This window comes from Streptomyces sp. NPDC006326 (genome assembly GCF_040612915.1).
Taxonomy (GTDB): Bacteria; Actinomycetota; Actinomycetes; order Streptomycetales; family Streptomycetaceae; genus Streptomyces.
In genome coordinates this window covers 39,766-64,019 of record NZ_JBEXRC010000019.1, presented here as the reverse complement: position 1 = coordinate 64,019, position 24,254 = coordinate 39,766, and the positions used below count along the sequence as shown (strand labels likewise).

Genomic DNA, 24,254 nt, shown 5'->3' with positions numbered 1-24,254 from the left:
TTCTGTTCCGCCTCGGTCTCTCCGGGACTCCCCGGTGAGGGCGTACTTCAAATAAACCCTGCGGCAAGAGGTGCGTCACGCCCCTCGAATACGTGACTTGACGCCGAAAACCGATCTTGGTAAAAGCGCGTGCGCGTTCCCTGAACCGCCCTTTCCGGGCCGGCGGCGGCACACCCCCGCCCCCGTGGACGGCTCGGCCGGCGTCAGGCCCTGGGGCCCTGGAGCCGCCCCATCGGCTCCTGTCAAGTAACGAGTAGCCGGGACTACGGCGTCATCCCTCCTCCGGGGACGGTGGATGTCGACCGTCCTGCACAAGAGCAGGAGCGAAACGCCACCCCTCCCGGAGTTGTGAAATGTCCCGTCGTGCATGGGGACGAAGTGTCACTGGCCGCCCCAGACTCGTCCTCTTCGCCGCGCTCGTGTTCCTCCTGCTGTCCGCCGTGTTCGGTGCGAATGCGACCGGCCTCCTGAAGTCGCAGGGATACGACGATCCGCGGTCCGAGTCCAGCCGGGCCGCCCACGTCGCGGCCGAGCGACTGGGCGCGTCCCCCAACCTGGTCGTCGTCGCGAAGACCCGCAGCGGTTCCGTGGACGGCCCGGCAGCCCGGGAGGCGGGCAAGAGCCTGGCCCGGCGCCTCGCCGCCGAGCCGCACGTCAGCGCCGTGACCTCGTACTGGACCGGCGACGCGGCGGAGCTGCGCAGCCGGGACGGCCGCGCGGCCATGCTGGTCGCGCACGTGGACGGCGAGGGCGAGCAGCTCGGAGCGCGCGTCAAGGAGCTGAGCGGGGAACTGACCGCCCCGAACGCCGCCGGCACGGCCCTGACCGTGCACGTCGGAGGGCCCGCGCTCATCGACGCCCAGCTCCAGGACCTGTCGGAGTCCGACCTGAAGCGGGCCGAGGCCGTCGTCCTGCCGGGAACCCTGGTCCTGCTGGTCCTGGTGTTCGGCAGTGTGGTGGCTGCGGCTCTGCCCCTGCTGATCGGGATCCTGGCCATCGCCGGGACGCTGCTGGTCCTGAGCGTCCTCGGCAGCGTCACCGACGTGTCCGTCTTCGCCCTGAACCTCACCACCGCGCTCGGCCTCGGGCTGGGCATCGACTACGGCCTGCTGATCGTCTCGCGGTTCCGCGAGGAGCTGGCACGCGGACTCGCTCCGCGCGAGGCCGCCATGCAGACCGTGCGCACCGCGGGCCACACCATCGTCTTCAGTGCCGCGACGGTCTCCGCCGCGCTCGCGACGCTGCTGGTGTTCCCGCCGTACTTCCTGCGCTCGTTCGCCTACGCGGGCATCGCCGTGGTGGCGATCGCGGCGGTGAGCGCCCTGACCGTACTGCCGGCCCTGCTCACGCTGCTCGGGAAGCGGGTGAACGCGTGGGCCGTGCCGTGGCGGCGCCGCGTCCACGCCGGCTCGGATTCCCGGTTCTGGGCGAAGCTCGCGCGGATCGTCGTACGCCGCCCGCTGCTCGCCGCGCTGCCGGTGATCGGCCTGCTGCTGGTGCTCGCCGCGCCGTTCGCGCGCGCCGGTTTCGCCACCCCCGACGACCGGGCGCTGCCGGTGAGCGCGTCCAGCCGTCAGACCGGGGACCTGGTGCGCGACTCGTTCGACATGAAGGGCTCCAGCGCGGTCACGGTCGTCCTCACGGGCAAGGCGTCCCCGGCGGCGCAGCAGGACTACGCCCGCCGGCTGTCCGCGCTCCCGCAGGTCGCCCAGGTCGTGGGGCCCGAGGGCAGCTTCCGGCACGGCGGGAAGGCAGCGGTCTCCGCCGCCGCTTCCCCGGCCGGGCGCGCCGGCACCGGCCCGGCGCGGCTCTCCGTGGTGCCGCTCGTCGACCCCCACTCGCGCGCCGCCCAGCAGCTGGTGCACGACATCCGCACGACTCCCGCCCCGGCGGGCACCGAGGCTCTCGTCGGTGGTCAGAGCGCGGTGCTGGTGGACGCCAAGCACACCGTGGCGGACCGGATTCCGCTGGCGCTCTCCCTGATCACGCTCACCACGTTCGTCCTGCTGCTCGGCTTCACCCGCAGCCTGCTCCTGCCGCTGAAGGCCATCGCGCTGAACGCCCTGGGGCTCGCGGCCGTCCTCGGAGCCATGGTGTGGATCTTCCAGATGGGCCATCTGCACCACCTGCTGCACTTCACGCCCGGACCCCTCAGCACGACCATGCCGGTCCTGCTGTTCTGCATCGTCTTCGGGCTGTCGGTGGACTACGAGGTGTTCGTCCTCGCCCGCATCAAGGAGGCGTACGAGGCCGGGGAGGACAACCCCGGCTCGATCGTCACGGGCCTCGCCCGCACGGGCGGCATCGTCACCACCGCCGGCGCCCTGCTCGCCTTCACCCTGCTGAGCTTCGGCACCTCCCAGGTCTCCCTCCTCCAGTTCTTCGGGATCGGCGCAGGGCTCGGCGTCCTCCTCGACGCCACCCTCGTCCGGGGCGTCCTCGTACCGGCGCTGATGCGCCTGGCGGGCGGCTTGAACTGGTGGGCGCCGTGGCCGCTGCGGCGCAGGGCGCCGCGGCCGGCGGCCCGGCCGCCCGGGCCACCACCCCCGGATGCCGTCCGGGAGGACCCCCCGACGTGCCCCCCTGATCCCGCCGCCCTCCGCACCCCCTCCCCGCGCGCCGCTGACCGCCAGGGCGCCCATACCCTCCCCGCCGCCCCGGCCGCCGTCCTGACCGGACACCACGACAAGGAAGACCTCTCATGACCGACATCGCCATCACCGGACTCGGCTGCCGCTTTCCCGGCGCCCCCGACATCCACGGCTACTGGAAGCTCCTGCTGAGCGGGGAGCGGCAGTTCTCCGCCGTTCCGCCCGAGCGCTGGAACCACGAGGTCTTCCACGAGCCCGGCACCCGCTCCGGCCCCCATGCGGCGTACACGGACCAGGTCGCCTTCATGGAGGACGTGGACCGCTTCGACGCCCGGCACTACGGGGTGGCGCCGTCCCGCGCCCAGGCCATGGACCCGCAGCACCGGCTGATGCTCGACGTCACCCGGGAGGCCCTCGACGACGCGGGGCTCGGCCGCGGCGACTTCGACCGGGAGAACACCGGGGTCTTCTTCGCCGTGTCGGTGTCCGACTACAAGGACCTGCTCACGGCCCCCCTCCGGGCCATCTCCATGGCCGACCGGGCGCGGGAAACGGACCAGGTGGACGACCTGGACGCCATCAAGGAGCAGACGGTCCAGCTGAGCACCATCCCCGCCTTCTCACTGCCCGGGAGCCTGCTCAACATGGCTGCGGGTACCGTCAGCCGGCTGTTCGACCTCGGCGGCCCCAGCTTCGCCGTGGACGCCGCCTGCTCCGGCTCGCTGGTCGCCCTCGACCAGGCGGTGGCGCAGCTGCGCCAGGGCGCCTGCCGGACCGCCGTCGTGGGCGGCGTGTACGTCAACCTCACCCCCGACGCCCTGGTGGGCTTCTCCAGGATCCGCGCGCTGTCCTCCGCCGGGGTGTGCCGCCCGTTCGACGAGGAGGCCGACGGCTTCGTCCTCGGTGAAGGCGCCGGTGCCGTCGTCCTGCGGCCGCTGTCCGACGCCCTCGCCGACGGCGACCGCGTCTACGCGGTGATCAAGGGCATCGGCTCGGCCAACGACGGCGCGTCCCCCGGCCCGCTGGTCCCTACCCCCGAAGGCCAGCTGCGCGCCATGCACCGGGCCTACGAGGACGCCGGGGTCGCCCCGTCCTCCGTGGGCTTCCTGGAGGCGCACGGCACCGGCACCGCCGTCGGCGACCGTGCCGAGGTGGAGGCGTTGCGCCGGCTGCGCACCGAGTACCCCGACGACGACCCCGGTCTGTGCTACCTCGCCTCGGGCAAGGCCCTGATCGGGCACTCCCTGGCCGCGGCGGGCATCGCGGGGCTGATCAAGACGGCCCTGGTCGTGCACCACCGCACGATCGTGCCGCAGCCGCAGACCACGCCCCACCCGGACCTGGGCGTCGGCGCCGCGGGCCTGCGCTTCGCCGATACCGCGCGACCCTGGCCGGGCTCGGGGACCCCCGTGCGCGGGGCCGTCAGCTCGTTCGGGTTCGGCGGCACGAACGTCCACGTGGTCCTGGAGGAGCGGCCCGCCCCGGCCTCCGACGGCCTCCCGGCGCGCGCCGAGGACACCGCGCCCCAGCTCGTCATGCTCTCGGCGGGCAGCCCCGAGCTGCTGGACCTGCACATCGGGGAGGTGCTCGACAGCGTGGAGCGCACACCGCGCCCGCCGGTCGCGGCACTGGCCCACACGCTGGGCTCGCGGGCGGCGCTGACGGCCCGGCTCGCGATCGTGGCCGCCGACACGGACGAGTTCGTACAGCGGCTGCGCCGGGCCCGTCGGCAGCTCGCCGACGGCGCATGGGGCGACCTGGGCGACGGCGCCTTCGCCGCCGCCGCTCCCCTGCCCGCCGAGGAGCGCCGCGTCGCCTTCCTCTTCCCCGGTCAGGGCAGTCAGCGGCCGGGCATGATGCAGGACCTGTACGAGAGCTTCACCGGCTTCCGGGCCACCCTCGACGCGCTCGGCGCCGTGGCCCGGCAGGTCGGCGGACCCGACCTCGTCGACCTGCTGTACGGGGAGGCCGCGACCACCCGTGGCGACACCGAGGAGCTCAGGCAGCGGCTCGCCTCGACCGAGGTCTGCCAGCCCCTGCTCGGCGGCGTCCAGCTGGCCGCCACCCGTCTGCTCGCCGACTGCGGGATCACCCCGGACCTCACCCTCGGCCACAGCCTCGGCGAGTTCGCCGCGGCCGCGGCGGCCGGCGCCCTCACCTGCGAGGACACCGTCCGGCTGTTGGTCCACCGGGGCGTGGCACTGGCCGACGCCGGCCGGGGCGGCGGGATGCTCGCCGTGCAGAGCGACGAGGAGACGTGCCGCCGACTGGTCGAGGGCATCGACGAGGTGTGGCTCGCCTGCTTCAACCAGCCGCGGCAGTTCGTGGTCAGCGGCACGCCGCGGGGACTCTCGGCCCTGCAGGAGGCCTGTGCCGGGGCCGGTGTGGTCACGGTGGCGCTGGAGGTGTCGAACGCCTTCCACTCGCCGCTGGTGGCCTGGGCCGAGGAGGCCATGCGCGCGGACCTCGCCGACCGACGCGTCAGCAGCCCCGTGCTGCCGTTCGTCTCGTCCGTCGACGCGGCGGTCTGCCCCGACGCCGACCGGCTGCGCGAGCTGTGGGCCCATCACGCGTCCGCGCCGGTCCGCTTCGGTGATGCCGTCCGGACCGCCTACGACCAGGGGGCCCGCATCTTCCTCCAGACGACCGGGGGCAACTCGCTCCTCACCTCGGTCCGCCGCAACCTCACCGGCCGCGACGACGTGCTCGTCGTCCCCGCGGCGGGGGTGGAGCCGGACGGCGGACGCGCCTTCGTCCGGGCCCTCGCCCGGCTGGCGGTCCTGGGCGTCCCGGTCGACCCGCGCGCCCTGGTGCCCGGGGAAGACCGCCGTCTGCTGGACCTGCCGGTGGCGCGGCTCGCCACCCAGTCCTACTGGGTGCCGACCAAGCGCCCCGCGCAGAAGAACGGCTCCGCCGCTCCCCTCCCGACCCGGCCCGCACCACTCCAGGAGAACTCGATGAACGAACCGACGAACGACCCGATGAACGAACTGCTCCAGCTGGCCCGGCAGCAGGTGGCCCTGCTCGGCCGCCTCACCGGGGCGCTCCCCGCGCAGGACCCCGCTGCCCGGAGCGGCACCGCGTCGACGGAGGCGACCACCCTCGTACCCGCCTCGCCGACCGCTCACGTGCCGGCAGCGCCTGCTGCTGCCGCGGTCCCCCCTGCCCCTGCCGCGCCCGCCGAGGCGCCCGCTTCCCGGGCGCCGGCCGAGGAGGCGCCCCCGCCGGCCGCGGGCCTCGACGAGGTCACCGGCACGGTGCTCGCGCAGGTCGCCCGGATCAGCGCGTTCCCGGTGGGTCGTCTGCGGGGGGACCAGCTGCTGATCGACGATCTCGGTTTCGACTCGTTGATGCTGACCGACCTCTTCACCTCCCTCAAGCGGGAGTGGCCGCACTGGACGTTCGACGACAGGGCCGCCGACCGGCCGACCGCAGGAAAGATCGCCGCGCTGATCGCGACCGGCTCCGCGGAAGCCGCTGCGGCCGCGGTCCCCGGGCAGCGCGCCGACCGCGCCGGGGAGGTCCCGCCCGCGTCGCCCGCCGCCCTGACCCTGGTCCGCCCGTCCGCCGACCCGGACGCGGACCGGCCCGAATCCGCGGACCCGCGTACGGACCGGCCGGCGCCGGCCGTCTCCGAGGCCGCCCCCGCCGCGCTGCCCGAGGAGTACACGCGGATCGAGTGCTTCCCGGAGGTCACCGCCCACGCCGAGCGCGTCGCCGCGCTCGGCCGGATGAGGCTGCCGAACCCGTACTTCCTCGTCCACGAAGGCGGGATGACGGACACGACCGTCATCGGGGGCCGGGAACTCCTCTCGTTCTCCGGCTACAACTACCTGGGCATGGCGACGCACCCCACGGTGAACGCGGCGGCCAAGGAGGCGGTCGACCGCTTCGGCACCTCGGTGTCCGCCAGCCGGCTGCTGTCCGGCAGCCGCCCGCTCCACCTGGAACTGGAGGCGGAACTCGCCGGCCTGCTCGGATGCGAGGACGCGATCACCCTGGCCAACGGGCACGCCACCAACGTCACGGTGATCGGGCACCTGGTCGGACCGGGGGACCTCGTCATCCACGACTCCCTCGCCCACGACAGCATCCTGCAGGGGTGCAGGCTCTCCGGTGCGACCCGGCGGCCGTTCCCCCACAACGACGCGGCCGCGCTGGACGCCGTCCTCGGGGAGATCCGCCACCAGTACCGGCGGGTGCTCGTCGTCATCGAGGGCGTGTACAGCATGGACGGCGACATCGCCGACCTGCCCGCCCTCGTCGAGGTCAAGCGCCGGCACGGCGCACTGCTGATGATCGACGAGGCGCACAGCATCGGAACGATCGGTGCGACGGGCCGCGGCATCGGCGAGTACTTCGGCATCGACCGGTCAGAGGTCGAACTGTGGTCGGGCACGCTGTCCAAGGCACTGGCGAGCTGCGGCGGCTACGTCGCCGGAAGCCGCTCGGTCGTCGACTACCTGCACTACACCGTTCCGGGCTTCGTCTACAGCGCCGGGATGACCCCGGCCGACACGGCCGCGTCCCTGGCCGCCCTGCGGCTGCTGCGCGCAGAGCCGCAGCGGGTGGCGCGGCTCTCGGAGAACGCCGCGCTGTTCGCCCGCCTCGCGCGCGAAGCGGGCATCGACACGGGGGACAGCCACGACACGCCGATCGTCCCGTGCATCGTCGGGGACTCGATGAAGACCCTGCAGCTGGCGCAGGCGCTGTTCCAGCAGGGCATCAGCATCAACCCCATCCTGTATCCGGCCGTACCCGAGGAACTGGCCCGGCTGCGCTTCTTCATCACGGGTGACCACACGCCCGACCAGATCCGCCGTACCGTGACCGTGCTGGAGCAGGAACTGCGGCACCTGACCCTGGCGGCCGCCGCATGATCCCCGCCGCCCAGCACACCACCTTCGAGCCGATCGCGCCGGGCCGCATCCACCGTTGGGGCGGAGCCGTCCTCACCGTGGCCCGGCGCCCGGACCTCCGGCAGACACCGCCGCTCTCCCCGGCCGAGCAGCGCGTGGTCCAGGCACTGCCAGCCTGGCGGCAGGCCGAGTGGGCGGCCGGCCGTCTCCTCGCCAAGCGCCTGGTCGGCGAAGTCCTCGCCGCGCGGGCGGAGGACGTGGAGATCCTGCCGCGGGACGACGGCAGCCCGTACGTGGTCGTCGGCGGCAGCCCGGTGCCCCCGGCCCTGAACGTCTCCATCAGCCACACCGCCGGCCACGTCGCCGCAGCCCTCGCCCCGGAGCCGGTCGGAGTGGACCTGTGCGAGACCGCCTCGGCCCCCGCGGTGCGCCGCGTCGCCGACCACGCCCTGTCCCCCGGGGAGCTCTCCCTCATCGGGACGGACCGGCCCGATGCACTGGCCGGGGCCTGGGCCCTGAAGGAGGCCGCGGTGAAGGCCGACCGGAGCGGCATCTTCGGAGCCGCGCCGCGCTGCATCGGGATCCTCGGCCTCCAACCGCCCGTACTGAGCGGTCGACGCCGGGCCATGGTGTGGCAGGCGGGAGGGGCGGTCCTCGCCCTCGTCCTCGCCCCACTCCCCTGGCAGCACTGCGTTGGTGCTCCTTCGGTCGCTGGATCATCCTGGTCAGAGGAACCCCTGGCCCAACTAGCGAGGGCGAGATGAGCGGCGATGGAGCAACTTCCCACCTCTCCTGGTGAGCGGCCCGGGGAACCGAACGGCTCCCAGGAGTCGGCGTACACGGCCACGGCCACCATCAGCGAGCAGGGCATCGTGACCGAGTGGAGTGAGGACGCCCGTCGGCTGCTCGGCTACATGCCCTCCGAGGTCGTGGGGCTGTCCGCCGCCCACCTGCTCGCCGAGGGCGCCGCGGACGCGGCGCGGCGGATCGCGCCCGGGCAGGAGCGGTGGAGCGGCACCGTGGCGCTGAAGCACCGCGACGGCCGCCGGCTGGAAGTGGGCCTGCTCGCGCACCGCTGGACGTCCACCGGCGGGAGCGCCAAGTGGTTCGTGGTGTCGGCCGTGGCGGGTGGGCACCCGGCGCCCTGGGAGGAGCCGCTGAACGAATGGGCGTTCGCCCAGTCGCCCTGCTTCCTGGCGGTCTTCGACGAGGACCTGCGGCTGGTGCGGGCGAACGCCGGCATGGAGCGGACGCTGTCCCTCACGGAGGCCGAGGTGCGCGGGCTGCGTCTGCCGGAGATCGCGCCGGATCCGGTGAGCGACGAGACCGAGCGCCGGATGCGCGTGGTGCTGGAGACCGGTGAGCCGCAGCACCTGGACGCCTTCATCCGCCCGGCCGGCGGGGGCACGGAGCACGGCTGGTCGACCTCGCTGGCCCCGCTGCGCGACGCGGACGGGCGTGTGCGCGCGGTGTGCCTGGCCGCGCACGACAGGACCGGCATCGAGGTCGAGCGGCAGCAGCTGTTCGTGCCGAACGTGACCGGCGCCCGCATCGGCACCACCATGGACATCGCCCGCACCGCCCAGGAGTTGGCCGACGCGGCCGTTCCCCGGCTCGCCGACTTCGCGTGCATCGACCTGCTGGACCCTCCCCCGCGCGAGGAGACGTCCTCGGGCCCGGTGGCGGGGCCGGTCACCGTACGCCGTACCGCGGTGCGGTCGGTCCTGGAGGGAAGCGCGGAGTCGCGGGTCGCGGTCGGGGACACGGCCGTCTATCCGCCGCTGTCGCCTCCCGTCGAGTGCCTGGCCGCGGGCCGGGGCGTCGCGTACGGGACGGCCGACCCGGCCGTCGCCCGATGGGTGATCGACGACCCCGGGGCCACCTGGGTCAGCGAGAGCGGCACCCACTCGCTGATGATGGTTCCGCTGCGCACCGGCGACGTCACGCTCGGCCTGGCCGTCTACGGCCGCCACCAGCGCCGGGAGTCCTTCCACCCGGAGGACCTGTGGCTGGCCGAGGAGCTCACGACCAGAGCGGCCGTCAGCATCCTCAACGCGCGCCGGTTCACCCGCGAGCACACCACCACCATGACCTTGCAGCGGAGCCTGCTCCCGCAGACGCTGCCCCATCAGACGGCGCTTGAGATCGCCTCCCGCTACCTGCCCGCGGGCACCGAGGCAGGGGTGGGCGGGGACTGGTTCGACGTGATCCCGCTGTCCGGCGCGCGGGTGGCCCTGGTCGTGGGCGACGTCGTCGGGCACGGCATCCGCGCCGCCGCCACCATGGGGCGGCTGCGCACCGCGGTCCGTACCCTCGCCGACGTCGACCTGCCGCCCGACGAACTGCTGACCCACCTCGACGACCTCATCATCCACCTGGCCGCGGACGAGGCGGACCGGGACGCGGCCGGGGGCATCGGCACGACCTGCCTGTACGTGGTCTACGACCCGGTCACCCGCCGCTGCACGGTCGGCCGGGCCGGCCATCCGCCGCCCGCCGTGGTCTCGCCGGAGGGCTCCGTGTACCTCCTCGACGTCCCGGCCGGTCCGCCGCTGGGCCTGGGCGGGCTGCCCTTCGAGACCGTCGAGGTGGAGCTTCCCGAGGGCAGCATCCTCGCCCTGTACACCGATGGGCTGCTCCAAGTCCGCGACCACGACATCGACGACGCCCTGGACAGCATGTTCGCGGCCCTCAGTCGTCCCGCCACGACGCTGGACACCGTCTGCGACCGCGTGCTGACCGCAATGCTGACCCACCCTCCCGAGGACGACGTCGCCCTCCTCGTCGCCCGGACCCAGGCCCTCCACGCCGACCGGGTCGTCGTCTGGGACCTGTCCTCCGACCCGTCCGTCGTCGGGGACGCCCGCCGGTACACCACCGAGCAGCTGACGGCCTGGGGGCTCGAAGAGGCCTCGTTCGTCACCGAGCTCCTGGTCAGCGAGCTGGTCACCAACGCCATCCGTTACGGCGAGCCGCCCGTCCAGCTGCGGCTGATCCACGAGGACAGCACCCTGATCTGCGAGGTCTCCGACGCGAGCAGTACCGCCCCGCACATGCGGCGCGCCCGGATCTTCGACGAGGGCGGGCGCGGCCTGCTGCTGGTCGCCCAGCTGGCGCAGCGCTGGGGAACCCGGCACGGCTCCGTCGGCAAGACCATCTGGGCCGAGCAGTCCCTCGTCGGCTTCTGAAACGTGCCCTGTGACACGCCCGTGACAGTCCACGGACGCCGCCATGAACTCCCGGGGCCACGCTTTTTAGCAGGGACAAACCAGACATTTCGGTGAATGTCCCCCTGCTTCCGAGGATGCGAGCAGAGATGACCTGACCGATGCGTCGGAGGAAATCCCATGAGCCTCACCCTCACCCACCAGCCCGCCGAAACCGCCGCCCTCTCCCTGGCACCGCGCGAGCAGGAAGCACTGGGACACATCGCCGCCGGACGCACCTACCTCCAGACGGCCCGCCACATGGGACTCTCCAAGCACACCGTCGACGCCTACCTCCGCCGCATCCGCGCCAAGCTGGGCATCAACAACACGGCCGAACTGACCCGCCTCGCCATCTCCATGGGACTCTGACACCGGACCACCGCCACGGGACCGACAGGACCGACGACCCCGGGGGCGATCCGGCCCCGGGGTCCGGCTACGGCCCGTCGGACGGGCCGCTGAAGACCGGCCGGGCCCAGGCCGGAGGCTCCGGCGGCGGCCCCGACGGCGGTGCCAGGTCCCCCGGCATCCCTGCAGGCAGAGGATCCGCCGCAACCGGCGGATCCTCCGCCTTGCCGTGTCCGCCGCTGGTGGCGGCGCGCAGGGCCGCAACGAATTCCAGGCAGGACCCGTAGCGGTCCTCGGGGACCTTCGCCAGGGCCTTGGCCAGGACCTCGTCGGCGGCCGGCGCGATGCCCGGCCGCCTCTCGCTCAGCGCAGGAGGCGGATCGTACTGGTGCGCCCACAGCAGCCGGGTCACGTCCTGGTCGCTGCGGAAGGGCGGCTCGCCGGTGAGGCATTCGAACACCACGCAGGCGAGGCTGTAGAGATCGCACCTGCCGTCCACCGGCCGGCCGGAGATCTGTTCCGGCGCCATGTAGTCGAGGGTGCCGACGAACTCGCCCGCGGTGGTGAACCCGGTGAGCGACAGCGACCTCTTCGTCAGTCCGAAGTCCGTGAGGTAGACGTACTCGGGGTGGTCGCTGTCCGTGCCGGCGGCGACCAGGATGTTGCCGGGCTTGACGTCCCGGTGCACCAGGTCGTGCTCATGGGCCGCGTCGAGCGCCGACGCCACCTGGGTGACGATGCGCAGGGCGGTCGCGACGGGGAGCGGACCTTCCCGGGCCAGCAGGGCGGCCAGGTCCGGCCCGGAGACGTACCGCATGGCGATGTACAGCACGCCGTCGGTCTCACCGGCTTCGAAGATCGGCACGATGTGCGGGTGGTCGATCTGCGCGGCCACGCGTGATTCGTGGGTGAAGCGGCGCCGGAAGGTCTCGTCGCGGGCGCGCTCCGGGGCGATCAGCTTGAGCGCCACCGTACGGTCCAGCCGCAGGTCCTTCGCACAGTAGACGACGGCCATCCCGCCGCGTCCGAGCATGCTCTCGATCCGGTACCCCGCGATCTGCCGGCCTATCAGGCCGGAGGCCCGGCCCGTGTACGGGCTCGGGCTCGATGCCGTGCCCATGCCGACCCCGTCCTCGATGGCAGGCCGCCTTCCCTACCTGAAAGTCTAAGCAGTGATCCACACCAGTGCCCGCTCGCGGCCGTGGAGCCGTCCCGCGCTCGAAAGCCGGCAAACTCCGCCTCCCCGCCGCCCGTAATATTCCGATTGTGAGTGTTTAACCCTGCGGGCTCGGGTGAGACGGCTCAAGACGTCATTGCGTGACGGATACGGAGCCGCTGACCGGAGGGTGCACATGGGTATCGTCGCCTGGATTCTGATCGGCCTGCTGGCCGGGGCCATCGCCAAGGCGCTCACACCGGGCCGGGACCCGGGAGGGTGCCTGCTCACCATCGTGATCGGCATCGTCGGCGGCCTGCTGGGAGGCTGGCTCGGCAAGGTGATCTTCGGCGTCGACTCGATCAAGGGCTTCTTCCACCTCTCCACGTGGATCGCCGCAGTCGTCGGCTCGGTCATCGTCCTGTTGGTCTACCGACTGGTCGCGGGCCGCAGGAGCAGTTGAGCGGGTGACGCGCGCGTGGGGCGCCGGGCAGGAAGGGCCGGCGGCGGAGGGATCCGCCGCCGGCCCTTCCCGCGCTGCCGGCCTCACGCGTCCTGCCGCTCCCAGGGCGCCGGTCCCGTCCCGGCGGACCAGTCGAGCAGCGCCTCGCGGCCGAAGCAGAGGATGGCGCAGCGGGCGGCGTACTCGGCCGCGGGCTGGGTGAAGTCGCTGGTGGTGACCACGACGGCGAGCTCCGCCCCGTGCACCGCGAAACAGGTTCCGCCGAAGCGCTGCACGTCCTGCGAGCCGACCTTGTGCGTGGGGCAGTACCGCTTGCACTGGATGACCAGGAGCCTGCCGTCGGGGGCGGTGGCGAGTACGTCGGCGCCGAGGTCCCCCGCGCCGCCCACGACGCGTACGTCCCGGCAGCCGTCCCGCTCGCACAGCGCGGCGACCGCGCGCTCGAATGCGTCGGCGTCGAGCGCGTCGTAGTCGGGCGCGGCGTGGTCGGGCGCGGCGGCGTGCAGCGTGTCGTGGTCGACCGTGCCGCCCCCGGGGTCGCCGCCCGCCTCGGGCCGTCCGGCGTCGGGGACCGACGGCCGGGCCGCCGCCTCGGTGGTGTCCGCCGCCGCCTCCGCCGCGGCCTGGAGGGTCCTGGCCGCGTTGCGGGCCGCCCGGCGTATCCGCAGGCGCCGCCTGGTCGGGGCGGCGGCGCCTGCGGCCCCGCAGGCCAGGACGGCGATCACCGCGCCCGCGGGATGTTCGGCGGCCGCCCCGGCGAGCACCCGTACGGTGAACCCCGCCGTGCAGACCGTCAGTGCGACGAGGGCGAACCACCATGCGGTGACGCGCGTGCTGAACCGGTGGCGGCGTCTGCCCGGACGTACCCGTCGGACCGGAACGGTCATCTGGTGCTCCCCCCACCTCGTCAAGATCGTTCCTGACGTGTGCCCCGAAGGCCCCCGCCCAAGCGTGCGGGGGCCATGTGAAGGGCGCGTGCGGAGGGCCGTGCGGGAGGTCAGCTCAGCCAGGGCCGCCAGACGCTCTCGTTGCGCTCGACCCACTTCCTCGCCGCCTGCTGGGGCGAGAGCTTCTCCTCCGCGATCATCAGCGCCACCTCGTTCTGCTCCGCCGTGGTCCAGCGGAACTTCTTCAGGAAGGCGGCCGCCTTGCCCCCCGTATCGGCGAAGCGCGTGTTCAGGTACTTCTGCAGCGGCGTGTGCGGGTAGGCGCAGGCCACCTTCTCCGGGTCGTCCGCACAGCCCTCGGTGTACTCGGGGAGCTTCACCTCGGTCATCGGGACCCGCTCGAAGAGCCACTGCGGCTTGTACCAGTACGTCAGGAAGGGCTTGCCCTCCTTGGCGAACTGCTTGATCTGGGTGATCTGGGCCGCCTCGGAGCCCGCGAAGACGACCTCGAAGTCCAGGCCCAGGTTCTTCACGAGCGCCTTGTCGTTCGTGACGTAGGACGGGGAGCCGTCCATCAGCTGCCCCTTCCCGCGGCTCTCGGCGGTGTGCAGCTGGTCGGCGTACTTGTCGAGGTTCTTCCAGTCGGTGACGTCGGGGTGGGCCTCGGCGAAGTAGGTGGGGACGAACCAGCCGATGTGGCCCGTCACGCCGAGGTCGCCGCCGCGGGTGATCGTCTTCTTGCCCTCGACGTACCGCTTCTCCTGCTCGGGGTGGCCCCAGTCCTCCAGGATCGCGTCGACGCGGCCCTGGCTGAGGGCGTCCCAGGCGGGGACCTCGTCGACCTGGACGGTGTCCACGCGGTAGCCGAGCTCGTGTTCGAGGAGGTAGCCGGCGACGGCGGTGTTCGCCTGGGCGCCGACCCAGGACTGGACGGAGAGGGTGACGGTCTTCGCGTTCTGCGCGGCGGCGTACGGGGAGGTCTGACGGGTCATGTCGGCCGCTCCGCAGCCGGTGAGCGCTGCCAGGGCCGCCGCGGCGGTGAGCAGGGCGGCGCCGCGGCGGCCGCGTCTGCGGTGGAAGGGTCGGTTGCGCATCTCAGGCCTCCTTCGCGGGCTGGGTGACGCGGTCGAGCAGCAGGCCGAGGCACACGATCGCGGCGCCGGCCACGAGGCCGGTGGCCAGGTCGCCCTGGGCGAGGCCGAGGACGACGTCGTAGCCGAGCGCGCCGCCGCCGACCAGGCCGCCGATGATGACGACGGCGAGGACCAGGACCACGGCCTGGTTGACGGCGAGGAGCAACGCGGAGCGTGCCAGCGGCAGTTGGACCTGCCAGAGCTGCTGCGAGCGGGTCGCGCCCAGCGAACGGGCTGACTCCAGTGCAGCCGGGTCCACCTCGCGCAGGCCCTGCGTGGCGATCCGGACGACGGCGGGCAGCGCGTACACGACCGCGGCGGCCGCGGCCGGTGCGCGGCCGACACCGAACAGCGCGACGACGGGGATGAGGTAGACGAACTGCGGCAGCGTCTGGCAGATGTCGAGCACGGGGCGCAGCAGCCGCTGCGCCCGGGCGCTGCGGGCGGCGCCCACCGCGATGGCGAAGCCGACCGCGAGGGTGACGGCGACGGCTGCGAGGACCTGGGAGAGCGTGTCGAGGGAGGCGTCCCACACGCCGAGTACGCCGACGGCGGCCAGGGCGAGCACGGCCGTGAGGGCGGTGCGCCAGGTGCCGACGAGCAGGGCGAGGGCTGCGGCCAGCAGCAGGAGCAGCCACCAGGGCGCGGCCTGGAGACCGCTGCGCAGGGGGTCGAGGACCCAGCCGGTGAATCCTGCGGCCCAGTCGGCACTGCCGCCGACGACGGGGACCCCGGAGTAGAGGTGGGCGGTCATCCAGGCGACGGCCGCGTTCACGGGCTCCGCGATGGACAGGGTCCAGGACGCGGGCCACAGGGACGTGCCCGCGATGCGGCCGCCGACGCTCACGGCCACGGCCGTGAGGACGGTGAGCAGCCATCCGTACCAGCCGTCGAACACCCTGAGCAGCAAAGGCCGTTCGCGCGCGGGGTCGTCGGCGGCGCCGATCCGGTGGCCGGCCGCGTCGGCGGTGCGGTCGAGGACCACGGCGAGCAGCACGATGGGGATGCCGGCGGCCAGGGCGGCGCCGACGTCCACGGAGGCCAGGGCCTGGTAGACGCGGTCGCCGAGGCCGCCCGCGCCGATCACGGAGGCGATCACGGCCATCGACAGGCCCGTCATGACGGCCTGGTTGACTCCGAGCAGGAGGTGGCGGCGGGCGAGCGGCAGCCGGGCGGTCAGCAGCCGCTGGCGCCCCGTGGCGCCGAGGGAGGCGGCGGCCTCCAGCACCCCGGCGTCGGCCTCGCGCAGGCCGAGGGCGGTGAGGCGGGCCATCGGCGGGGCGGCGTAGACCACGGTGGCCAGCACGGCGGCGGGTACGCCGATGCCGAAGACCAGCACCATCGGCAGCAGGTACGCGAAGGCCGGCAGGATCTGCATGGTGTCGAGTACCGGGCGCAGGGCGCGGTCGGCGCGCCGGGAGAGCCCCGCGGCGAGGCCGAGCAGCCCGCCGACGGCCACCGAGGCGGCGACGGCCACGACCATCAGCGCGAGCGTCTGCATGGTCGGCACCCACATGCCGAGCAGCCCGCACGCGGCGAAGGCGGCGGCGCAGGTCAGGGCGAGCCGGAGGCCGGCCAGGCGCCAGGCCACCAGCGCGGCCAGTGCGGTGACGCCGGTCCAGCCCGCGGCGAGCAGGACGACGTACACGGCCCGGACCGACACCACCACGGCGTTGCTGACGTGCCCGAAGAAGTAGAGGAAGAGGGGGTGGCTGTCGCGGTGGTCGATGATCCAGTCGCCCGCCCGGCCGAGCGGCTCCGACAGGTCCACGGCCAGGGCCGCGGGCCAGCTGCCGGAGGCCGGGAAGGCCACGGCGAGCGGGATCAGCACGGCGGCGGCCACGCAGAGCGGCAGGAGCAGTCCGCGGACGGCGGGGCGGCCGAGCAGGGACAGCACCCCGCGCGGACGGCCCCGGGCTCCGGCCCGCGGGCCGGCGGGGGCCGCCGCGGTGGGCAGGCCGGCACCGCGGCGGCCTGCGGTGGGCCGGTCCGGTCTGCGGCGCTCCGCCGCGGAACGGGCCGGGCCCCCGGGCCTGCCGGACGAGTGCGGGGCGCCGGGCCGGGAGGGTTCGCGTGCGGGGGCTGTGGCCGCGGTCATCCGCACCACCTCCCGGTGCCGGGGGCGGGGACAGCCGTACGGGCGGTGCCGGTCATGCGGCCACCTCCCGACCGGTCGCGACCGGGAGCCCGGCCACCACGGCGAGCAGGCCGGCCTCGTCGACGACGCCGAGGCACCGGCCTCGGTCGACGACCCGGGCCGGGCCGCCGCTGCGGACGACCGCCTCGATGGCGTCGACGACCGTGGTGGCGGGGGGCAGCGCGGGACCGTGCTCGGCCCCGTCTCCCGTGGCGGGGCGCATCGCGCTGCGCACGGTGAGGACCTGCTCGCGCGGCACGTCGCGGACGAAGTCCCGTACGTAGTCGTCGGCGGGCGAGCCGACGATCTCCTCGGGGGTGCCGAGCTGCACGATGCGGCCGTCGCGCATCAGCGCGATGCGGTCGCCCAGACGCAGGGCCTCGGCGAGGTCGTGGGTGATGAAGACCATGGTGCGGCCCTCCTCGTGGTGGAGCCGGGCGACCTCGTCCTGCATCTCGCGCCGGATGAGCGGATCGAGGGCGCTGAACGGCTCGTCGAAAAGGAGCACTTCGGGGTCGGCGGCGAGGGCCCGGGCGAGCCCGACGCGCTGCTGCTGGCCGCCCGAGAGCTGGCCGGGGCGGCGGTCCTCAAGCCCGCCGAGGCCGACCTTCTCGACCATCTCGGCCGCCTTCTCGCGGCGGTCGGCGCGGCTGACGCCCTGGATCTCCAGGCCGTAGGCAACGTTGTCCAGGACGCTGCGGTGCGGGAGCAGGCCGAAGTGCTGGAAGACCATGGCGGCGCGGTGGCGGCGCAGGTCGCGCAGGCGGGCGGGATCCATGGCGAGGACGTCCTCGCCGTCGAGGGCGAGGGTCCCGGCCGTGGGCTCGATCAGCCGCGTGAGGCACCGCACGAGGGTGGACTTGCCCGAGCCGGACAGGCCCATCACGACGAAGACCTCGCCCTTGCGGACGTCGAAGGTGACGTCGCGGACGGCCGCCGTGCAGCCGGTGCGCTCGCGCAGTTCCGCGGCGGGCAGGTCGGCGTCCGGGGAGCCGGGGACCTTGGCGGCCGCGCCCTTGGGGCCGAAGACCTTCCAGAGGCCCTCCACCGAGAACACGGGGGCGCCGGCCGGCGTGCCGGGGGCGGTGGGGGTGGCGTTCACCGGGTCCCCCTTTCCACGGCCAGCAGTTCGGCGGCCTTCTCGCCCACCATGAGGACTCCGATCATCGGGTTGACCGCGGGCATCGTCGGGAAGACCGAGGCGTCCGCGATCCGGATGCCGTCGAGGCCGCGCACCTTGAGGTCCGGTCCGACGACGGCGGAGGGGTCGTCGGGGGCGCCCATCTTGCAGGTGCCCGCCGGGTGGTAGACGGTGTGGGCGACCGAGCGGGCGTACGCGCTCAGCGCCTCGTCGTCGGTGATCTCCGGCCCGGGGCAGACCTCCCGCTTCAGCCATCCGGCCAGCGGCTCGGTCGCGGCGATCTCGCGGGCGAGCTTGATGCCGTCCACGAGGGTGCGGCCGTCGTAGTCCTCCTCGTCCGTGAAGTAGCGGAAGTCGAGGGCGGGTTTGACCTCGGGGTCCGCACTGGTCAGGTAGAGGCGGCCGCGGCTGCGGGGCTTGGGGATGTTGGGCGTCATCGACACGCCGTGCGCGGGTCGTTCGTAGCCGATGCGCTCGGGGTTGTCGGTGAAGGGGACCTGGTAGAAGTGGAACATCAGGTCGGGGCCCGGGGAGTCCGGGTCGCGCCGCACGAACAGGCCGGCGTCGCTGTCCATGGCCGAGTTCTCGGGGATCGGGCCGTCGGTCTCCCAGACGATCACCGACTCGGGGTGGTCGAGCAGGTTCTCGCCCACGCCGGGCAGGTCGTGCACCGGCGGGATGCCAAGGGCCTCCAGGTCGGCGCGCGGACCGATGCCGGAGTGCAGCAGCAGGCGCGGGGTGTCGACGGCGCCCGCGCACACGAGCACCTCCCGGCGTGCGGTGATCAGCGATTCCGCACCGTCCTTGTCCCGTACGTGCACGCCGCGCACCCGGTGGCCGTCGAGTTCGAGGCGGTACGCCCAGGTCTCCAGGAAGATGCGGAGGTTGGGGCGCTCGTCCATCACGGGGTGGAGGTACGCCACCGACGCGGAGGAGCGCTTGTTGTCCTCCGGGTGGTAGGCGAGGTCGAAGAAACCGGCGCCCTCGTGGAACGGCTTGCGGTTGAAGCCCTCGACGAGCGGGACGTCCAGGGCCGTGCGGGCGGCGTCGACGAAATCGCGGGCGATGACGTTGCGGTCCTTCTCGGCCACCGGAACGATGTTGTTGAGCAGCTTGTCGAAGTACGGGTCCATGGCGGCGGCGTGCCAGCCCTCGGCGCCGGCCTGCGACCACTCGTCCCAGTCGGAGGGCAGCGGCTTGAAGGCGATGAGTGTGTTGTGCGAGGAGCAGCCGCCCAGGACGCGGGCGCGGCTGTGGCGGATGTGGGAGTTGCCGCGGGGCTGCTCGGTGGTGGGGTAGTCGTAGTCGAGTTCCCCGCCGAGCAGGCCCATCCAGCGGCGCAGGGTGAGCACGTCGGGCCGGTCGACGTCGCTGGGGCCGCCCTCGATCACGGCGACGGTGGTGCCGGGGTCCTCGGTGAGGCGGGAGGCGATGACCGAGCCGGCGGTTCCGCCGCCGACGACCACGTAGTCGTACTCCTGGACGGGGCCGGGCACCGGGTCCGCGGGCGTGGGGGTGTTCGTGTACGTGTGCGTGGTGATGGTTCTCCTCCTCCTTCAGCCCGCGAACCAGCGCACGGGGCGCGGAGCGAGGTTCTGGTACACGTGCTTGGTCTCGCGGTACTCGGCCAGGCCCGAGGGGCCCAGTTCCCGTCCGATACCGGACTTGCCGAAGCCGCCCCACTCCGCCTGCGGCAGGTAGGGGTGGAAGTCGTTGATCCAGACGGTGCCGTGGCGCAGCCGGCCGGCCACCCGGCGGGCTCGGCCCTGGTCGGCGGTCCACACCGCGCCGGCCAGGCCGTACTCGGTGTCGTTGGCGAGCGCGACGGCCTCGTCCTCGGTACGGAACGTCTCGACGGTCAGAACCGGCCCGAAGACCTCCTCCCGTACGACGCGCATCCCCCGGTGGCAGCCGTCCAGGACGGTCGGCCGGTAGAAGTAGCCGGGCCCCTCCGGCCGGGTGCCGCCGGACCGGAGCACCGCGCCCTCGGCGAGCGCGGAGTCCACGTACTCCTGCGTCCGCGCGAGCTGGGCGGCGGAGACCAGGGGGCCGCACTCGACGCCCGGGTCGGTGCCGCGGCCGAGGCGGATCCGGTCGGCCCGGCGGGCGAGTTCGGCCACGAAGCGCTCGGCGACGCGGTCCTCGACGATGAGGCGGGAGCCGGCGGAGCAGACCTGGCCGCTGTGCATGAAGGCGGCGTTGAGGGCCTGGTCGACGGCGGTGTCGAAGTCCTCGGCGGTGGCGCAGGCGTCGGCGAAGACGACGTTGGGGTTCTTGCCGCCGAGTTCGAGGGCGACCTTCTTGACGGAGTCGGCCGCGGCACGCATGACCTTCGTACCGCTGGCCAGACCGCCGGTGAAGGAGACGAGGTCCACGTCGGGGTGGCCGGACAGCCGGGCGCCGACGGGGTCGCCCGCGCCGGTCACCAGGTTGGCGACGCCGGCCGGCAGTCCGGCCTCCGCCAGCAGGGCGACGAGCGCCACCGTGGACAGCGGGGTGATCTCGCTCGGCTTGAGGACGAAGGTGTTGCCGGCGGCGAGGGCCGGGGCGATCTTCCAGCTGGCCTGGAGCAGCGGATAGTTCCACGGGGTGATCAGGGCGCAGACCCCGACCGGTTCGTGGACGACGACGCTGTGCACGTCGGGGGACCCGGCGTCGACCACGCGTCCCGCGCTCTCGCCGGTGACCAGGTCGGCGAAGTAGCGGAAGGCGTCGCTGACGCAGTCCACGTCGACGCGCCCCTCTTCGAGGGTCTTGCCCGCGTCCCGGCTCTCCAGCAGTGCGATGTGTTCGCGGTCACGCTGGAGCAGCTCGGCGGTGCGGCGCAGCAGCGCGGCGCGCTCCGCGACCGGGGTCTGGGGCCACTCGCCGCCGTCGAAGGCGGTCCGGGCGGCGCTGACGGCGGCATCGGTGTCCGCGGCGCCACCCTCGGCGACGACGGCCAGGACGGTGGCGTCGGCCGGGTCCAGGACCTCGCGGGTGGCCCCTGAGACCGCGGACCGCCAGGTCCCGGCTATGTGGATGGTGTTCTGCTCCGACACGACGCGCTGTACCTCCGCTTCCGACACCGCGGCTCACCCGCGGTGGTGTTGCATTCGGCGCGCTTGCCCCATCCCTGGGCACACATGCCCCATCCATCACTGGAAGTGACGGGAGTCACGCCGCGTGAGGAGGGGGCCGGGCCGTAGCCGGGCGGGTGGCCAGGCCGACGGGTGGGCGACCGTGCGAGCGGCTCGGCCTCGTCCCGCCTCGCGCGTCGCTACGAAGTAGGCGAATTTTCAAGGAAGTTGGAGAGACAACCGAAGAAAGTGATGCATTCGTGCGGGAGTTCGGGCGAACATGTGTGCATGGTGAAGGCAATGCGGGGGGCCTTTTGAGAAACCTTGTTGAATAACCCCCAAGGGCCCAGGCCGCCTTGATTTGCGCCTGTCAATCGGAACAGGGTTGTCCAGAAGGTTTGACGCCCCACACGTCACCACGAGGAGAACCCTCTACATGGCAACTCACAAGCGCACGCGCGGATTTCGGTATGCGGCAGTGGCGACGGGAGCCGCCACCGCGGCTGCCGCCGCCCTGCTCGCCACCCCCCTGGCGGGGGCGGCGACACCGGCCGAAGGCACGGTGTACGGACTCGGCGCGCCCGGCGCGATCAGCGGCAGCTACGTCGTCATACTCGATGCCTCCGCGGACAAGGGGCAGCTCGCCCGCAAGTACGGTGGCGAACTGCAACGCAACTACAGCTCCGGGGTCAACGGCTTCTCGGCCTCGGGCCTGAGCGAGACGGAGGCCAAGCGGCTCGCCGCGGACCCGGCCGTCGGCAAGGTCGTGCAGAACAAGAAGTTCACCATCAACGCCACCCAGGACAACCCGCCCTCATGGGGCCTGGACCGGATCGACCAGACCGCCAAGAGCGGGGACAAGAAGTACACCTACCCCGACGGCGCCGGTGAAGGGGTGACGGCGTACGTCATCGACACCGGCATCCGCGTGACCCACAAGGACTTCGGCGGCCGCGCCACGCACGGCTTCGACGCGGTGGACAACGACGACAGCGCCGACGACGGCAACGGCCACGGCACGCACGTGGCCGGCACCATCGCGGGTACCAGCCACGGCGTGGCCAAGAAGGCGAAGCTGGTCGCGGTCCGGGTGCTGGACGACAACGGCTCCGGCACCACCGAGCAGGTCGTCGCCGGGATCGACTGGGTCACCCAGCACCACTCCGGCCCCTCGGTGGCCAACATGAGCCTGGGCGGCGGAGCCGACGAAGCGCTGGACGAGGCGGTGCGCCGGGCCATCGCCTCGGGCGTCACCTTCGCCGTCGCGGCGGGCAACGAGTCGAGCGACGCCGGGAAGGGCTCCCCCGCCCGCGTCCCGGAGGCGATCACCGTGGCGTCGAGCACCATCGACGACGCGCAGTCCTCGTTCTCCAACTTCGGTTCCGTGGTGGACCTGTACGCGCCGGGCTCGGACATCACGTCGGACTGGAACGACAGCGACACCGGGACCAAGACCATCTCGGGCACCTCGATGGCCACCCCGCACGTGACGGGCGCCGCGGCCGTCTACCTGGCCGGACACCCGTCCGCCACTCCGGCGCAGACCTCCGCGGCCCTGGCTGCGGCGGCGACCGGCGGAGCGGTGACCAACCCCTCCACGGGCACGGTGAACAAGCTGCTGAAGGTGGCCCCGTAGCAGGGTGACGGACCACGGCGAACCGGCTCTGCCCTCCGCCGCCCCCGCCAGGGGCGCGCGGAGGGCGGGGCCGGTTTCGCGCGCGGGGGCGGGGCCGGTTTCGCGCGCGGCCCCCGGCGTACGGGGTGATCAGTCGGCGGACTGCCAGACGGTGGTGACGTTGCAGAATTCGCGGATGCCGTGGCCCGAGAGTTCGCGGCCGTAGCCGGAGCGCTTCACACCGCCGAACGGGAGGGCGGGGTGGGAGGCCGTCATGCCGTTGATGTAGATGCCGCCCGCCTCAAGGTCGCGGACGAAGCGGGCGATGTCCTCGTCGCTGCGGGTCCACACGTTGGAGCTCAGACCGAAGGGCGTGTGGTTGGCGCGGTGCACGGCCTCGTCGAGGTCCTCCACCCGGTACAGGGTCGCGACCGGGCCGAAGGTCTCCTCCTGGTCGATGCGCATGTCCGGGGAGATGCCGGCGAGGACGGTCGGCTCGTAGAACCAGCCCTGCGGGTGCTCCGGGGGCCGGCGGGCGCCGCACAGGACCGTCGCGCCGCGGCTGACGGCGTCCTCGACCAGTTCCTCCAGGTCGGCGCGGCCCTTCTCGGTGGCGAGCGGACCGACGTCGGTGGAGTCCCGCATCGGGTCGCCGACGCTGAGCGCCTTCATGCCGGCGGTGAAGCGTTCCGCGAAGGCGTCGTACACGTCCGCGTGGACGATGAACCGCTTCGCGGCGATGCAGGACTGGCCGTTGTTCTGCACCCGTGCGGTGACGGCCGTCCGGACGGCGCGGTCGAGGTCGGCGGAGGGCATCACGACGTACGGGTCGCTGCCGCCCAGCTCCAGGACCGTCTTCTTGACCTCGTCTCCCGCGACCGAGGCCACCGAGCGCCCGGCGGGCTCGCTGCCCGTCAGCGTCGCCGCGGCGACGCGCGGATCGCGCAGGACCGCCTCGACGGCGCGGGAACCGATCAGGAGGGTCTGGAAGCAGCCGTGCGGGTAGCCGGCCCGTTCGAAGAGTTCGCCCAGGTAAAGGGCCGTCTGGGGGACGTTCGAGGCGTGCTTGAGCAGGCCGGTGTTCCCGGCCATCAGCGCGGGCGCGGCGAACCGTACGACCTGCCAGAGGGGGAAGTTCCACGGCATGACGGCGAGGACCACGCCCAGCGGCCGGTAGTGCGTCCGGACGGCCGAGGCCCCGCTGTCGCGGACGTCGGCGTCGGCCGGGAGCTCGTCGCGCAGCAGGGACTCGGCGTGGGCGGCGTACCAGCGCATGGCCTTCACGCACTTGGCCGCCTCGGCACGGGCCGCGGCGAGGGGTTTGCCCATCTCCGTGGTCATGGTGCGGGCGATGTCCTCCGTCTCGGCCTCCAGGAGCGCCGCGGCCCGTGTCAGGAGGTCGGCGCGTTCGGCGAAGCCGGTGGTGCGGTAGGAGGTGAAGGCCCGTGCGGCATCCGCGATGCGCCGCTCCGTCTCCTCGGGACTCAGCTCGTCGAACGTGCGTACGGTTTCGCCCGTCGCAGGGTTCACCGTGGCAATGGACATGATCGCCTCCAGAATCGACCGCCGTCCCCCCGACCCTCCCCCCTCCCCCGTCCCTCCGCAACGCGTCCGCCCGACGGGGCGGTGCCGTCTGCGGCCCGGCCCTGAGGATCC

General features: G+C 73.2%; 15 protein-coding genes. 7 read left to right on the top strand and 8 right to left on the bottom strand.

Going from position 1 to position 24,254, the window contains the following annotated elements:
• The first annotated feature begins 353 nt into the window (after positions 1-353).
• From ABZ128_RS17005 to ABZ128_RS16985, 5 genes are all read left to right on the top strand, one after another.
• Complete coding sequence (locus ABZ128_RS17005) at positions 354-2,705, top strand: MMPL family transporter (RefSeq protein WP_356849134.1); 2,352 nt, start codon at positions 354-356, stop codon at positions 2,703-2,705.
• Entirely contained in the window at positions 2,702-7,471 is a 4,770-nt protein-coding gene (locus tag ABZ128_RS17000) for an aminotransferase class I/II-fold pyridoxal phosphate-dependent enzyme (RefSeq protein WP_356849133.1), read from the top strand. The genes ABZ128_RS17005 and ABZ128_RS17000 overlap by 4 nt, the downstream gene beginning before the upstream one ends.
• On the top strand, positions 7,468-8,214 hold the full coding sequence (locus tag ABZ128_RS16995; RefSeq protein WP_356849132.1) for a 4'-phosphopantetheinyl transferase superfamily protein: 747 nt from the start codon (positions 7,468-7,470) through the stop codon (positions 8,212-8,214). The genes ABZ128_RS17000 and ABZ128_RS16995 overlap by 4 nt, the downstream gene beginning before the upstream one ends.
• A 6-nt stretch (positions 8,215-8,220) precedes the next feature.
• A complete protein-coding gene (locus ABZ128_RS16990; protein ID WP_356849130.1) occupies positions 8,221-10,638 on the top strand; it encodes a SpoIIE family protein phosphatase in 2,418 nt (805 codons plus the stop codon).
• A gap of 159 nt (positions 10,639-10,797) precedes the next feature.
• Positions 10,798-11,028, top strand: a complete 231-nt coding sequence (locus ABZ128_RS16985; RefSeq protein ID WP_356847935.1) for a helix-turn-helix transcriptional regulator — start codon at positions 10,798-10,800, stop codon at positions 11,026-11,028.
• A gap of 67 nt (positions 11,029-11,095) precedes the next feature.
• Here the strand turns inward: ABZ128_RS16985 and ABZ128_RS16980 are convergent, their stop codons facing one another.
• Positions 11,096-12,127 carry a serine/threonine-protein kinase gene (locus ABZ128_RS16980; RefSeq protein WP_356849129.1) on the bottom strand — a complete coding sequence of 344 codons (1,032 nt, stop codon included), beginning with the start codon at positions 12,125-12,127 and terminating at the stop codon, positions 11,096-11,098.
• Positions 12,128-12,359: 232 nt separating this feature from the next.
• On the opposite strand from ABZ128_RS16980, the gene ABZ128_RS16975 reads away from it, so the two are divergent.
• Positions 12,360-12,626 (top strand): GlsB/YeaQ/YmgE family stress response membrane protein, encoded by a 267-nt coding sequence (locus tag ABZ128_RS16975; RefSeq protein ID WP_356849128.1) that lies wholly within the window; start codon positions 12,360-12,362, stop codon positions 12,624-12,626.
• 83 nt (positions 12,627-12,709) lie between these two features.
• On the opposite strand, the gene ABZ128_RS16970 is transcribed toward ABZ128_RS16975, so the two are convergent.
• The 6 genes from ABZ128_RS16970 to ABZ128_RS16945 all read right to left on the bottom strand — a co-directional run bounded on the left by ABZ128_RS16970 (position 12,710) and on the right by ABZ128_RS16945 (position 20,965).
• Positions 12,710-13,513 (bottom strand): restriction endonuclease, encoded by an 804-nt coding sequence (locus ABZ128_RS16970; RefSeq protein WP_356849127.1) that lies wholly within the window; start codon positions 13,511-13,513, stop codon positions 12,710-12,712.
• A gap of 110 nt (positions 13,514-13,623) precedes the next feature.
• Positions 13,624-14,607 (bottom strand): ABC transporter substrate-binding protein, encoded by a 984-nt coding sequence (locus ABZ128_RS16965; RefSeq protein ID WP_356849125.1) that lies wholly within the window; start codon positions 14,605-14,607, stop codon positions 13,624-13,626.
• Position 14,608: 1 nt separating this feature from the next.
• Positions 14,609-16,744 (bottom strand): ABC transporter permease subunit, encoded by a 2,136-nt coding sequence (locus tag ABZ128_RS16960; protein WP_356849123.1) that lies wholly within the window; start codon positions 16,742-16,744, stop codon positions 14,609-14,611.
• 52 nt (positions 16,745-16,796) lie between these two features.
• Positions 16,797-17,885: a glycine betaine/L-proline ABC transporter ATP-binding protein gene (locus ABZ128_RS16955; protein WP_356849121.1), complete on the bottom strand. Its 1,089-nt coding sequence runs from the start codon at positions 17,883-17,885 to the stop codon at positions 16,797-16,799.
• The gene (locus ABZ128_RS16950; protein WP_356849119.1) at positions 17,882-19,420 is read right to left on the bottom strand and encodes a GMC oxidoreductase; all 1,539 of its coding nucleotides are present in this window, start codon (positions 19,418-19,420) and stop codon (positions 17,882-17,884) included. Before ABZ128_RS16950 ends, ABZ128_RS16955 begins: the two co-directional genes overlap by 4 nt.
• 60 nt (positions 19,421-19,480) lie before the next feature.
• Positions 19,481-20,965, bottom strand: coding sequence for an aldehyde dehydrogenase family protein (locus ABZ128_RS16945; protein ID WP_356849118.1), 1,485 nt, complete (start codon positions 20,963-20,965; stop codon positions 19,481-19,483).
• 454 nt (positions 20,966-21,419) lie between these two features.
• Between ABZ128_RS16945 and ABZ128_RS16940 the strand changes: the two genes are divergently transcribed.
• On the top strand, positions 21,420-22,619 hold the full coding sequence (locus tag ABZ128_RS16940; protein WP_356849117.1) for a S8 family serine peptidase: 1,200 nt from the start codon (positions 21,420-21,422) through the stop codon (positions 22,617-22,619).
• 129 nt (positions 22,620-22,748) lie between these two features.
• Here the strand turns inward: ABZ128_RS16940 and ABZ128_RS16935 are convergent, their stop codons facing one another.
• Complete coding sequence (locus tag ABZ128_RS16935) at positions 22,749-24,143, bottom strand: NADP-dependent succinic semialdehyde dehydrogenase (protein WP_356849116.1); 1,395 nt, start codon at positions 24,141-24,143, stop codon at positions 22,749-22,751.
• Positions 24,144-24,254: the final 111 nt, after the last annotated feature.